The sequence below is a fragment of the Streptomyces sp. NBC_00203 genome (assembly GCF_045206325.1).
GTDB lineage: Bacteria > Actinomycetota > Actinomycetes > Streptomycetales > Streptomycetaceae > Streptomyces > Streptomyces lutosisoli.
The window spans coordinates 6,099,165-6,112,713 of the sequence record NZ_CP108126.1; the positions used below are offsets into that span (position 1 = coordinate 6,099,165).

General features: G+C 70.0%; 9 protein-coding genes. 4 read left to right on the top strand and 5 right to left on the bottom strand.

Features of this window, described 5'->3' with window-relative positions:
* Positions 1-131: 131 nt before the first annotated feature.
* Positions 132-1,340 (top strand): PLP-dependent aminotransferase family protein, encoded by a 1,209-nt coding sequence (locus tag OG975_RS27305; protein WP_406332019.1) that lies wholly within the window; start codon positions 132-134, stop codon positions 1,338-1,340.
* Between the two features lie 7 nt (positions 1,341-1,347).
* Here OG975_RS27305 and OG975_RS27310 read toward each other — a convergent pair whose 3' ends face one another.
* Positions 1,348-2,133, bottom strand: coding sequence for a DUF4253 domain-containing protein (locus tag OG975_RS27310; RefSeq protein WP_406332020.1), 786 nt, complete (start codon positions 2,131-2,133; stop codon positions 1,348-1,350).
* A gap of 148 nt (positions 2,134-2,281) precedes the next feature.
* Between OG975_RS27310 and OG975_RS27315 the strand changes: the two genes are divergently transcribed.
* Both OG975_RS27315 and OG975_RS27320 read left to right on the top strand, forming a co-directional pair.
* Positions 2,282-4,192 (top strand): P-loop ATPase, Sll1717 family, encoded by a 1,911-nt coding sequence (locus OG975_RS27315; RefSeq protein ID WP_406332022.1) that lies wholly within the window; start codon positions 2,282-2,284, stop codon positions 4,190-4,192.
* Between the two features lie 118 nt (positions 4,193-4,310).
* Positions 4,311-6,332 (top strand): protein kinase domain-containing protein, encoded by a 2,022-nt coding sequence (locus tag OG975_RS27320; protein ID WP_406332023.1) that lies wholly within the window; start codon positions 4,311-4,313, stop codon positions 6,330-6,332.
* 32 nt (positions 6,333-6,364) lie between these two features.
* Here OG975_RS27320 and argS read toward each other — a convergent pair whose 3' ends face one another.
* Positions 6,365-8,134: an arginine--tRNA ligase gene (argS, locus tag OG975_RS27325; RefSeq protein WP_406336483.1), complete on the bottom strand. Its 1,770-nt coding sequence runs from the start codon at positions 8,132-8,134 to the stop codon at positions 6,365-6,367.
* Between the two features lie 155 nt (positions 8,135-8,289).
* On the opposite strand from argS, the gene lysS reads away from it, so the two are divergent.
* Positions 8,290-10,032 (top strand): lysine--tRNA ligase, encoded by a 1,743-nt coding sequence (gene lysS / locus OG975_RS27330; RefSeq protein WP_406336485.1) that lies wholly within the window; start codon positions 8,290-8,292, stop codon positions 10,030-10,032.
* A gap of 73 nt (positions 10,033-10,105) precedes the next feature.
* On the opposite strand, the gene OG975_RS27335 is transcribed toward lysS, so the two are convergent.
* From OG975_RS27335 to OG975_RS27345, 3 genes are all read right to left on the bottom strand, one after another.
* Positions 10,106-11,461, bottom strand: coding sequence for a DUF2637 domain-containing protein (locus OG975_RS27335; RefSeq protein WP_406336487.1), 1,356 nt, complete (start codon positions 11,459-11,461; stop codon positions 10,106-10,108).
* A 190-nt stretch (positions 11,462-11,651) separates the two neighbouring features.
* On the bottom strand, positions 11,652-12,524 hold the full coding sequence (locus OG975_RS27340) for a DUF3558 family protein (protein WP_406332025.1): 873 nt from the start codon (positions 12,522-12,524) through the stop codon (positions 11,652-11,654).
* A gap of 147 nt (positions 12,525-12,671) precedes the next feature.
* A complete protein-coding gene (locus OG975_RS27345) occupies positions 12,672-13,499 on the bottom strand; it encodes a DUF3558 domain-containing protein (RefSeq protein ID WP_406332026.1) in 828 nt (275 codons plus the stop codon).
* Positions 13,500-13,549: the final 50 nt, after the last annotated feature.

A 13,549-nucleotide genomic window follows, 5' to 3' on the forward strand; every position in this document is an offset into this window, starting at 1 on the left:
GGCCTGGGCTATCGGGGGCGTGGGGGCGGCGGCGTCCGTATCGCGGAATTACGGGTGTAGGCGGCATCTATGCCCCTAGGGTGCGGGCACGAGCCGCCGTATGGACGCCGCATGGACAAGGAGCCGTCACCATGACTGTCACCGATTCCGCACCCCCGACCGCCCCTGTGCCCCCGCTCGCCGCGCGGACCACCGCGATCGGCGGTTCGGCGGTGCGGGAGATCCTCGCGGTGACCGCGCGGCCCGAGGTGATCAACTTCGCGGGTGGGCTGCCCGCGCCGGAACTCTTCGACGTGGAGGGGATCGGCGCCGCGTTCCGGGACGTGCTCGCGGAGGAGCCCCAGCGGGCCTTGCAGTACTCGACGACCGAGGGGGAGCCGAGGCTGCGGGCCGCGCTCGCGGAGCGCACCAGCGTGCGCGGGCTGGTCACCGCGGCAGACGACCTCCTCGTCACCACCGGCTCGCAGCAGGCACTGTCGCTCCTTGCCACCGCCCTGCTGGAGCCCGGCGACACCGTGCTCGTCGAAAGTCCCTGCTATCTGGCGGCACTTCAGGCCTTCGCGTTCGCGGGGGCGCGGGTGGTGGCCGTGCCCGGCGACGACGACGGGATCGACCCGGACGCCCTCGACGCGCTGGTGATACGCGAACGGCCCAAGCTGCTCTACACCGTGCCCACCTTCCAGAACCCGACGGGACGGACCCTGACGGGTGAGCGGCGCGCCGCGGTCGCCCGGGTCGCCGCCCGGCGCGGGCTGTGGATCGTCGAGGACGACCCGTACGGAGAGCTGCGCTTCGAAGGGGAGCGGGTGCCGTGGATCGCCTCGCACGACGGCGCCGGCGACCGGACCGTGCTGCTCGGCTCCTTCTCCAAGGTGATGGCGCCCGGGTTGCGGCTTGGCTGGCTGCGGGCGCCGGCGGCGCTGCGGCGGGCGTGTGCGGTCGCCAAGCAGGCCGCCGACCTGCACACCCCGACCGTCAACCAGCTCGCCGCCGCACGGTACTTGGCCGACCGGGACCTGGACGCCCATGTCGCCCGGGTCGCGGGCGTGTACCGCGAGCGGCGTGACGCGATGCTCGCGGGGATCGGCGACGCCCTTCCGGCCGGATCGACCTGGACCCGGCCGGAGGGCGGCATGTTCCTCTGGGCGCGCCTCCCGGACTCGTACGACACCACGGCCCTGCTCCCACGCGTGGTGGAACAGGACGTGGCGTACGTCCCCGGGGCGCCCTTCTACGCGGGCGAGCCCGACCCGGCGACGTTGCGGCTCTGCTTCGTCACGCAGACGCCGGAGGAGATCGGGGAGGGGCTGAGGCGGCTGCGGAGGGGGCTGCGCGGCTGAGCGGGGGTCAGTCCCACCAGAAGGACCAGACGCGTTCCCCGATGAGCTGCGCGGCGTATGCGTCCAGGGTTCCCGGGCCTTGCAGGACGTTGTCCGGGCAGAACGCGAAGTGCTCGGCGGCGATGGCCTCGGCCTCGGCGAGGGTGGTGGGCGGGGCGGCCACGGACACGACGAGGACGTCGAAGCCGAGCGCCACGACCCGTATACCGAAGCGGTCCTCCCAGGAGCGCAGGACCGCGCAGAGGCGCGCGGTGTCGTTCTCGTGGTTCGCCGGGCCCGGCCAGCCGACGGCGGCGGGGACATCCGCGCTGCGGCGTGCGGGCACCAGGGCGAGGTGAGGATCCTTGAACCAGGAACGGCCCCCGCCCGCCAGGGAGTCGGCGGCCTCCGCCGCACGCATGTCCGCGTCGGCGGCAAGGACGGGGGCGGCGGCCAGCCCCGGCCACTCCTCGCCGTCCGCCGCGCACTCCGCCCAGAGCTCCGCGAGCACCTCCTCGGCGTCGTGATCCCCCGCGTACGACATCTCCGCGGGCATCAACTCCCACTCCTCAGGCCCGCCTTGGGCACCGCCCAGGTCGACGAGCACCGGGAGCAGCCCCGCACGCCCGGCGGGTGCGCCCAGCGCCGTCCAGTTGCCGGGGGCGGCGGACCGCTCGGCGTGCCAGAGCAACGGCTCGTGCCACGCACCGTCCTCCGTCGTGTCGATCAGCCTCCCGGGCGGGAGCTGAAGCCCGAGGGAACGCCCGCTCGGGTCGGCCGCCAGCTTCGGCAGCGGGTTCGGAAGTGTCGCCATGGACGTGACTGTAAGGGGCGGCACCGACAGTGGGGTGCGCGTGGGTTCTGCGAGAGGACCCGGTGAACGGGTGGGCGTTCCCGGCCCCGGTGTCGGTGCGCGCGGTTACCTTGGGTGAAGGACCGTGGGGTGACGCTAGGGGGACTGGATGGCCGACGGGCCGGTACTCGCTGACCTGCACTTCGGGCGCGAGGATGCCGAACGGGACGTGAAGGACGGGCTGTTGCTGCGCGGCGGGTTTCTGCCCAACGCCGCGTACCGCGCGTCGGTGAGCGGACGCAAGATGCTGATCATCGGCCGCAAGGGCTCCGGCAAGAGCGCCATCTGCATGCAGCTGATGGCGGCCGGCGGCCACAACGGAGCGAAGGCCCTGGTCAGTCCCGACGAGGCGGCGGGGGAGGAGATCCGGCGCTTCGAGTTGCAGGGCCTGCCCGGAGACTCGGCCAAGGCGCTGATCTGGCGGTACGTGTTCGCCGTACACGCGGCCCGCCATCTGGTGACGCACGCAAAGAACGCGCACGGCCGGCGGCCCGACAGCGTGAAGACGCTGGGGCGTTTCCTGAAGCAGAACGGCGAATCGGCCGACGGCGCGGGACTGGGGGACCGCCTCGCCCAGGGAGCCAGAGGGTTACAGACCTCCCTGTCCCTGGAGGCGTTCGGCGTCAAGGCGAGCGTGGACCTGGGGCAGTCGCCCTCGGAAGGCGCGCAGGCCACCCGGCAGCTGGACGTCGTCGAGCAGGGCGTGGCGCAGGCCTTCGCCGACCTGCGCTGCGACACCGCACACGCGCCGCTGCTGCTCATGGTCGACCAGCTGGAGCAGGTGTGGTCCGCGGAGCCGGACAGCAACTCGATGGTGATCGGGCTGCTGCTGGCCGCGAAGCACGCGGCGAGCCTGTACGGGCGGTCCATCCGGCTGCTGCTGTTCCTGCGCGCCGACATCTACGACTCGCTGTCCTTCGGAGAGGGCGACAAGTTCCGCGGCGACGAACTGCGGATCGTCTGGACGGAGCAGGCCCTGCGGGACCTCGCCCTGGCCCGTGCGCGGGCCTCCGCCGGAGCCGGACTGACCGCGGAACAGCTGTGGCGGGACTTCTTCCCGGAGACCGTAGGGGGCGAGGAGACCGCGACGTTCCTCTTCGGCCGCTGTCTGCCACGGCCACGGGACGCCATCCAGTTCCTCAACCTCTGCCAGGAGACGGCCTGGCTGATCCACGGCCGGGAGCGGATCACGGAGGCGGACGTCCTCCAGGCGAGCCGGCAGTTCTCCTCGTGGAAGCTGAAGGACCTGACCCTGGAGTACCTGGTCGCGCACCCCTTCCTCAAACACCTCTTCCCGCTCTTCCAGAACACCGGATACGTGGTCACGCGTGCCGCGCTCGGCAGCCGCTTCGAGGCGGCGGCCGGCACCCTCCACCGGCTGTTCCCCGCGTACGCCGACGCCCTGACGCTCGCCGGGGTCATCGACATCCTCTACGCGGTGGGCTTCCTCGGGGTGCGGCGCGGCAACGACGTGGTGTTCGCGGGCGACGACGACCTGCCGGTGCAGCCCCACGAAACGGAGTTCCACGTCCACCGCTGCTTCCGTGAGGCGCTCGGCGCCACCTCCGCGATCGACATCCGCCGCTACGAGCCGCTCGTGGCGGGCGCCCGTATCGCCTCCGGCAGCTTCGGCCCCGCGGCCTCGGCGACCACCGCCCTCAACCGCGACGACCGGCTGGTACGGGAACTCATCCGCTCCTGCCACTCCGTCTTCTCCCAGGTCGGCCGGGCGGTGGGGCCGATGTCGTACGAGGCCCGGGACGAGATCTTCCAGCAGGTCACCCGCGTACTCGACGACGCCAACCGCCTTGCCACGGACACCAGCTCCGTCGACGTGGACGACCATCTCCTCGTCACGGCCCACTACTTCACCACCCTCGCCGCACAGGTCCTCGCCAGCGGCCTGGACGACACCTCGGGCGCCGGAGGCGTCGCCCACCGCATCGAGGAGGAGGCCCGGCGGCTGCGGCGCCTCGCGGGCGGTTCCTACGGAGGTTCGGGCAACTCGTCGGGAACCTGAACCGGTCGTGAGGAGTGATAACAGGTGATACTCGTGGAGGAGTTGAAGGAAGTGAAGGGGTTCGGGGCCAGGCCGTCGTACGGTGGCGGCGAACGGCCGACGGGGGAGGGAACCGGGGGTGCAGGGCGTACTGCTCGCTGAGCGGTTTCGGATCAGGGACCGGCTCGGCGCGGGCGCGATGGGCCAGGTCTGGTCCGCGCAGGACGAGCGGATGCGGCGGGAGGTGGCGGTCAAGGTCGTCCATCCGCAGTACGGCATGGACGAGGCGGAAACGCAGGCCAGGTTCCAGCGCGAAGTGCAGCTGGCGGGACGGCTCTCCCACCAGAACATCGTCACCGTCCACGACTGGGGTGAGGTGCCGGTCGACGGGCGCCGGACGCTCTTCCTCGTGATGGAACTCGTCCACGGAGTGCCGCTGCACAAGCGGTTCAAGGAGTCCGCGCCTCTCTGGCCGCTCGCCGTCGGATGGGCCGTACAGATCGCCCAGGCGCTGCATGCCGCGCATCGCGAGGGAGTCGTCCACCGGGACATCAAGCCCGCCAACGTCCTGCTCACCCCCGAAGGGACGGTCAAGGTCCTCGACTTCGGTGTCGCCAAGTTCATGGGCGACACCATCGGCGCCCGCGAACTCACCGTCACCGGTGCCCCGCTCGGCTCCCCGCCCTACATGTCCCCCGAACAGGCCGAAGGCGCCCGGGAGATCGACCACCGCAGCGATCTCTACTCCCTGGGCTGCCTCCTCTACCACGCGGTGACCGGTCGGCCGCCCTTCACCAGCACCACCCAGTGGGCAGTACTCCGCATGCAGATGGAGGACACCCCGACACCGCCGAGCGCTCTCGCCGTGGGCCTCCCCGGCCCGCTGAACGATCTCATCCTGCGCCTGCTCGCCAAACGCCCCCAGGACCGGCCCGCGAACGCCGCCGCTGTCTACGACGCCCTGAGCACGGTGCTGGTGGACCAGGCCATCACCGTGCCCGGCGGAAACATCCTGGACGTTGCTCAACTGGGGCACGCCGAATCCCTTTCAGGGCGGTTGCTGACGAAGGCCTCGCAGCTCTGGCAGTTGACGGAGCGGCACACCACGTCCAGGCGGGCGACGGCCGAGGAAGTCCTCGGCCTCGCGCGCCAGGAGGCCGCGCAGGAGCGCGAGCGGGCCCGCGAGCAGAGCGAGAAGTGGCTCGCTTCAGCCCGCAACCAGGTGGAGCAGGCGCAGACCGAGGCCGTCCTGCTGGTGGAGGAGGCCGACCGGCGCGCGACCGCGATGGTCTCGAACGCCGAGCAGACCGCGCAGCAGGAGCGCGACAACACCAAGGAGTACCGCGCCAAGACGGTCGAGCTGCAGGTAGAGGCACGGCGGCTGCGCGGCGAGGCCGAGCAGCTACGCGCCGACGCGGTCGCCGAAAGCGAGCGGATCCGCTCCGAGGCCCGGCTTGAGGCCGTCCAGCAGATCGAGGAGGCGGCCAAGACCGCCGAGGAGCTGCTCACCAGGGCCAGGGCCGACGCCGAAAGCCGGGCCGACCAGACCTTGTTGGACGCGCAGCGCCGGGCCGAGCACATCATCGCCGACGCCAACGCCAGGGCCGCCAGGATCCGCAGCGAACCCGGGGGCGAGCCCACGGCCGGTACCAGCCCCGTTCGGCAGGACGGGCCGCTCTTGCCGCCCTTCGGGTTCGATGTGGTGGTGCGGGGATACAACCAGGCACAAGTGGACAGCCGCGTCTCCAAGCTCGTGGCCGACCGCGAGACCGCCCTGGCCCGCATCGCCCATCTGGAAGTGCGCATCGAGGAGGAGTTCGCGCGGCTGCCTGCCGAACACCTCGACTCCAAGACCGGGGAGCCTGTGCGGCGCCGGGCCGGTGGCGTCATCGCCGATGCCTACGCGCGAGCCGAGCGTGAGTTCGCGGCCTACGCCCCCCAGGCCCGCAAGGACGCCGTGGATTCGTCCTACGGCTTCGAACTCGTGCTGCGAGGCTACGACCGCGGGCAGGTGAACGACCGCGTCGCCGGTCTCGTGGCCGACCGTGACAGCGCCCTGATCCGCATCACCGCGCTGGAAAGGCTCATCGAGGAGCTGGTTTCGGCCCACCAAAGCCGTGATCGCGAGGTGGCGCAGGGATACGGGGAAGCGCAGCAGTAGCGAACAGCGGCGCCTCCCCCAGCCCCAGCCCGTCAGAGCCGCTCAGGCGTCCTGATCCCCAGCAGCGCCATGCCCTGCTGGAGCGTGCGGGCCGTCAGGTCGACGAGGAACAGGCGGTTCTCGACGACCTCCGTCGGGTTGTCGTCGCTCAGGACCTGGCACTTGTCGTAGAACGTGGTCAGCAGCGACGCCAGCTGGTACAGGTACGCGGCCAGCTTGTGCGGCTCGTACCCCGCGGCCACCTCGGCGAGCGTCTCGCCGAAGCGGTCCAGGTGCAGGCCCAACTCCCGCTCGGCCGGGGCCAGTTCCAGCTCCGGGTGAGCGACCGGACGCGCCTCGCCCGCCTTGCGCAGGATCGACTGGATACGGGCGTACGCGTACTGGAGGTACACGGACGTGTCACCGTTCAGCGAGACCATCTGGTCCAGGTCGAACTTGTAGTCCCGGACGGCAGACGTGGAGAGATCCGCGTACTTCACGGCGCCGATGCCGACGTACCGGCCGTTCTCGACGATCTCCTGCTCGCTCAGGCCCACCTTCTCGGCCTTCTCCCGCACGACAGTCGTGGCACGGTCGATCGCCTCGTCCAGCAGATCCACCAGCCGGATCGTCTCGCCCTCACGCGTCTTGAACGGCTTGCCGTCCTTGCCCAGGACCGTGCCGAACGCGAGCTGGTGGGCCTTCACGTCGTCGCTCAGCCAGCCGGCCCTGCGCGCGGTCTCGAAGACCATCTTGAAGTGCAGGGACTGGCGGGCGTCCACGACGTAGATCAGGCTGTTCGCCTTCAGGTTGAAGACACGGTCGCGGATGGCGGACAGGTCCGTCGCCGCATAGCCGTAGCCGCCGTCCGACTTCTTCACGATCAGCGGGACCGGGTTGCCGTCCGGACCCTTGACGTCGTCGAAGAAGACGCACAGCGCGCCCTCGGAGCGGACCGCGACGCCCGACTCCTCCAGGAGGCGGCACGTCTCGTCGAGCATGTCGTTGTAACCCGACTCACCGACGATGTCCGGGTCCCGGATCTCCATGTCCAGCTTCTCGAAGACGGAGAAGAAGTAGATCTTCGACTCGTCCACGAACTTCTGCCAGCTGGCGAGCGTCGCGGGGTCGCCCGCCTGGAGGTCGACCACCCGGCGACGCGCCCTCGTCTTGAACTCCTCGTCGGAGTCGAAGAGCTTCCGCGCCGTCTTGTAGAGGCGGTCGAGGTTCGACATCGCCTCCTCGCCGCTCACCTGGGCGTCCTTGTGGTCCAGCTCGTGCGGGTGCTCGTCCAGGTACTGGATGAGCATGCCGAACTGGGTGCCCCAGTCGCCGATGTGATGACGACGGACGACGTTCTCGCCCGTGAACTCCAGGATCTGCACCACCGCGTCGCCGATCACGGCCGACCGCAGATGACCTACGTGCATCTCCTTCGCCACGTTCGGCTGCGCGTAGTCGATCACCGTCGTGCCCGGGTGCTCCGCGAGCGGCACGCCGAGGCGCCCGCCGTCCGCGTACCGCTCCGCCAGGTTCTCGGTGATGGCCCGGTCGGTGATCGTGATGTTCAGGAAGCCGGGCCCTGAGACCTCGATGTCCTTGATCACGTCACCCGACTCCACCCGCGCCACGACCTGCGTCGCCAGCTCTCTCGGGTTCGCCTTCGCCTTCTTCGCGAGGGCCAGGATCCCGTTGGCCTGGAAGTCGGCCCGGTCGCTTCGTCGCAGCAGCGGGTCAGCGGAACCGGCCTCCGGCAGGGCTGCCGAGAGGGCGTCCGCGAGGCGCTGATGGACGGAAGCGGTGAGGGACGTGACCGAGGCCATGGAGTGGCTGCCGTTCTGCTCGGGTTCCGGAAATTCACTGGCTGTGACAGCCAGGAAAGCCCAGTATCCCATGCACTGAAAAGCCGTTTTCGCGGTTCAGGCCCGAGCTGGGAGAATGGTGCGGTCAGCGGTACTGGCGTATGAGAAAGAAGGACGTGCCGATCGTGGCTCAGAGCACCGAGACCACCGACTGGGTCTCCCGTTACGCGGATGAGGTCATCGAGGAGTCGGAGCGTCGGGCCCCGGGCAAACCGGTCGTCGTCGCGTCCGGACTCTCCCCCTCCGGCCCGATCCACCTCGGCAACCTCCGCGAGGTCATGACCCCGCACCTCGTCGCCGACGAGATCCGCCGCCGCGGGCACACCGTGCGCCATCTGCTCTCCTGGGACGACTACGACCGTTACCGCAAGGTCCCGGTCGGCATCCCCGGCATCGACGACTCGTGGCACGAGCACATCGGCAAGCCGCTGACCTCCGTACCGGCCCCGAAGGGCTCGGAGCACCCGAACTGGGCCGAGCACTTCAAGGCCGCGATGGTCGAGGCGCTGGCCGAGCTCGGCGTCGAGTACGACGGGATCAGCCAGACCGCGCAGTACACCTCCGGCGTCTACCGCGAACAGGTCCTGTTCGCGATGAAGCACCGCGGTGACATCGACGCGATCCTCGACCAGTACCGGACCAAGAAGGCCCCCGCCAAGAAGCAGCAGGGCCAGAAGCCCGTCGACGAGGCCGAACTCGAAGCCGCCGAAGGCTCCGGCGCCGCCGCCGAGGACGACGGCACCTCGGCCGCCGGGTACTACCCGTACAAGCCCTACTGCGGGCAGTGCGACAAGGACCTCACCACCGTCACGGCGTACGACGACGACACCACCGAGCTGACGTACACCTGCACCGCCTGCGGTTTCTCCGAGACCGTCCGGCTGAGCGAGTTCAACCGCGGCAAGCTGGTCTGGAAGGTCGACTGGCCCATGCGCTGGGCCTACGAGGGTGTCGTCTTCGAGCCCAGCGGCGTCGACCACTCCTCTCCCGGGTCCTCCTTCCAGGTCGGCGGCCAGATCGTCGGCATCTTCGGCGGCAAGCAGCCGATCGGGCCCATGTACGCCTTCGTCGGCATCAGCGGCATGGCCAAGATGTCCAGCAGCAAGGGCGGGGTCCCCACCCCGGCCGACGCCCTCCAGATCATGGAGCCGCAGCTGCTGCGCTGGCTGTACGCCCGCCGCCGTCCCAACCAGTCGTTCAAGATCGCCTTCGACCAGGAGATCCAGCGGCTGTACGACGAGTGGGACAAGCTCGCCGGCAAGGTCGCCGACGGGTCGGTCCTTCCGGCAGACGCCGCCGCGTACGCCCGTGCCGTCGGCACCGCCGCCGGGGAACTCCCCCCGACGCCCCGCCCGATGCCGTACCGCACCCTCGCCTCCGTCGCCGACATCACCGCCGGCCACCAGGACCAGGCCCTGCGGATCCTCAGCGAACTCGACCCCGAGAACCCGCTCACCTCGCTCGACGAGGTCCGGCCCCGGCTCGACAAGGCCGAGACCTGGATCAACACGCAGGTTCCCGCCGAGGAGCGGACGGTCGTCCGCGACGAGCCCGACGTCGAGCTGCTGAAGTCCCTCGACGACCAGGGGCGCGAATCGCTGCGGCTGCTGACGGAGGGGCTGGAGGCGAACTGGTCCCTGGACGGGCTCACCCACCTCGTCTACGGCGTCCCCAAGGTCCAGGCCGGCTTCTCCGCCGACGCCACCGCCAAGGAACTGCCGCCGGAGATCAAGGTCGCCCAGCGCACGTTCTTCGCGCGGCTGTACCACCTGCTGGTCGGACGGGACACCGGTCCGCGTCTGCCCACGCTGCTGCTGGCGGTCGGACAGGACCGGGTGCGCAAGCTGCTCGGCGCATAAGGCCTTCGGCTGTACGAGGAAGGGGGCGCCCGGTGATCACCGGGCGCCCCCTTCCTCGTACACGCTGACGTGCCTACGCGATGTGGTCTTCCTGGAGTTCCGCCGTATGGCGGTTGGTGAAGCGGATGACCATGCGGTCGGCCTCGCGCTGCGGGAGCGTGGTGCCGTACGTCGCCTCCACGTCGCCCCTGAACTGGCCCGAGGTCGGATAGCTGCCGTCTATCGACTTCTTGAAGACCAGGTAGTAGTCCTCCTCGGTCGGCTCCGAGCCGCCGCCCCCACCCAGCTCACGGGTCCGGCCCGGGCCGGACGGGATCGGGAAGGTACCGGTGTCCTCCGGAGAGGGCTCCGGGGCGGGGGCAGGCTGCTCCTCGTACCGCTGCTGCGGGAACGTCTGCTGCTCGAACCGCTGCTGCTCCTCGAACTGCTGCCGAGCCCGGAACCGCTGCTGCTCCTCGAACAGCTCGGCCTGCTGCTGCTCCTCGAACTGCTCGGCCTGCTGCTGCTCCTCGTACCACTGCCGGTACGCGGCATCCGGGTCGTACGTCGGGTCGTAGCCGCCCTGATACGCGACGGACTGGGGGTCCCGCGCCTGAAGCCACTGACTCTGCGGCTCGGCGTAGTCCTCCGGCTGCTCGGGGGGCTCGTTCGCCTCGGCGGCGGGAAGCTGTTCCCGGACAGGCGCCGCGTTGCTCTGTACGACGGGTGCCGTCGGTTCCGGCTCGCGCGCCACCTCCAACTGCGGCGCCGGGGGCAGCAGCACCGGCTCGATGCCCGCCGCCGCCAGACCCGATGGGGCCGTCTCCGCCAGCGGGACGCCGTAGCGCGCCAGCCTCAGCGGCATCAGCGACTCCACCGGGGCCTTGCGGCGCCATGCGCGGCCGAAGCGGGAGTGGAGGCGCGCCTGGTAGACGAGACGGTCCTGCTCCAGCTTGATGACCTGCTCGTAGGAGCGCAGCTCCCACAGCTTCATACGGCGCCAGAGGAGGAAGGTGGGGATGGGGGAGAGCAGCCAGCGGGTGAGGCGGACGCCCTCCATGTGCTTGTCCGCGGTGATGTCCGCGATCCGGCCGATCGCATGGCGGGCCGCCTCGACCGAGACCACGAACAGAACCGGGATCACGGCGTGCATGCCCACGCCCAGCGGGTCGGGCCAGGCCGCCGCGCCGTTGAACGCGATCGTCGCGACCGTCAGCAGCCACGCCGTCTGGCGCAGCAGCGGGAAGGGGATGCGGATCCAGGTGAGGAGCAGGTCCAGGGCCAGCAGGACGCAGATGCCCGCGTCGATACCGATCGGGAACACGTACGAGAAGTTCCCGAAGCCCTTCTTGATGGCGAGCTCACGGACGGCGGCGTACGAACCGGCGAAACCGATCCCCGCGATGACGAGCGCACCGGCGACGACCACGCCGATGAGAACGCGGTGCATCCGTGTGAGCTGAATGGGCGCGGACACCCGTACTCCCCTCCCATTGCACGTTGTTGCGGGCAACAGGGTGGCACATGTGTGCGGCGTACGGACGGGCGGTACGGCAGGAGCCCGGTCCCCGAGGGGTCCGGGCTCCATCAACTGTCCTGGTGGAGCTACGAGTTGAGCCGCAGAACGCCGCCCAACGACCTCAGCTCTTCTTGGTCGCCGACTTGGACGGCGAGGCACTCTTGGACGCCGACTTCGACGGCGAGGCGCTCTTGGACGCCGACTTCGAAGGGGTGGCCGACTTCGAGGGGGAGGCGCTCGCCTGGGTGCCCCCGTCCTGGTTCGCGGCGGACACCGCGGCCACCGCCTCCTTCGCGGCCTTCTCGGCCGCCTTCAGCAGCGCGGCGGCGCTCGGGGTCTTCTCGCCCGCCAGACCGGCACCGTTGTAGTCGAGCGTGACGACGACGTTCTCGACGCGGGCCACGATCGTCTGCTGCTTGAAGGAGCCTTCCTTCTTCTTCAGGTCGTACGTCACCGCCGTCGCCTCGTCACCCGTCCCGGCCACCGGCTCCGACTTGGTGTTCTTCGCGCCCGTCACCGCCTGCGCGTTCGTGACCTGCTTCTCGAAATACGTGTGCGCGAGCTGGTCGCCCTCGCCCCGCGAGTCCGAGTCGAAACGCAGCAGCGCCACGTTCAGCCAGCGGAACTGCGAGCCCTTCACACCGTTGTTGTCGAGGCTGCTCCAATAGCAGTTGCCGCGTGTCGCCACATCATCCGACTTGCCCTCCTTGCCGGACTTGGCGCCCTTCGGGACCAGTTCGCCCAGCGTCTTCTTCGACAGCACCCCGCACGGCTCGGGAAGCGTCGCGTACGCGGCCGGCTTGACGGCATTGGCCGAAGCGCTCGCGGACGCCTTCGCGTCGGGGCTCGAACCGGCACTCGCCTTCGCGTCGTCACCGGAGCCGGAGTCCGAAGAACAGCCCGCGGCGACGAGCATCACCGGGACGGCTGCTGCGCTGACAAGGATGCGGGTGAGTCGCGGTGCTCGGCCTACTCGCTGTACTGGTCGGTGCATGGTTCCTTCACTCGTGGCGCTCGTGGTACGGCCGCACATGGAACGTGCGGCCGGTCGGGTCCGAGGGGCCACGGTACGCGGTGAGGCCGCTGAGCGTTTCCTGTTCGAGGGGTTTGAGAGAGGCCACCGACAGGCACCGCGGACCCCCTACGCGCTGAGCGTCTCCACCAGCTTCTGCGCCAGTTTCCGCGCGCTGTCCTGCATTTCCTTGCTGTCCGGAGCCTCGGTCGACGCGGTCGGCTGCTCCACGTACTCAATCGTCACGATCACATTCGACGTGCGGAACACCACAGTCACCGTGCGCTGCTGAGCCGTCGAGGACGCCGAACTCAGCTTGTCGTTCAGGAACGCCTCGTCGCCGAGACCGTCGAGCGTACGGGGCTGGAGATCGACGGGGGTCTCGGACGCGGACGCGGAGGGGGACGTGGAGGAGGACGAGGGCGAGGAGGAGGACGCGGCCGGGGATGAGGAGGGAGTGGCCGTGTCCGAGGTGCCGGAGTCGGCACTCGAACCGGTGTCGGTGGGCTCGGGAAGGTCGGCCGCCGTCTCCTTGCGCCCGTAGATCTCCTCGGCCTTGCTGTCGTCGCTCACCGAGTTGTCGTACGAGACCACGCGCTCGAAGTCGATGAGGAGGTGATCGGTGGCGGACGTGGACTCCACCTTCCAGCGGCAGCCGTCGCGCCGGTCCGTGTCGTACGTGAGCGTGGCCTCGCCCTCGTACGCCTTCTCGCGCTGCTCCTCGTCCGCGATCTGCTCGATCCCGGGAAGCAGCGAGTCGAGGGTGTCGTGGGAGGCCGCGCCGCAGGCCTCCGGGAGGGTGCGGTACTTGCCCGGCTGAGCCACCGTCGCCGTGGCGGTGGAGTCGCTCCCCTTGGAGTCCTCTTCCGGACCGCCGCTTCCCGAACCGCCCGTACAGCCCGCCAGCAAGGCCGCGAGGAGTACGGCGACGCCGGGTACGTACGCCTTCCGCTGCACGGTCAGGCTCCTCTCGACGGTTCCCGACGGCGCTGTGGCCCGGGTGTCCT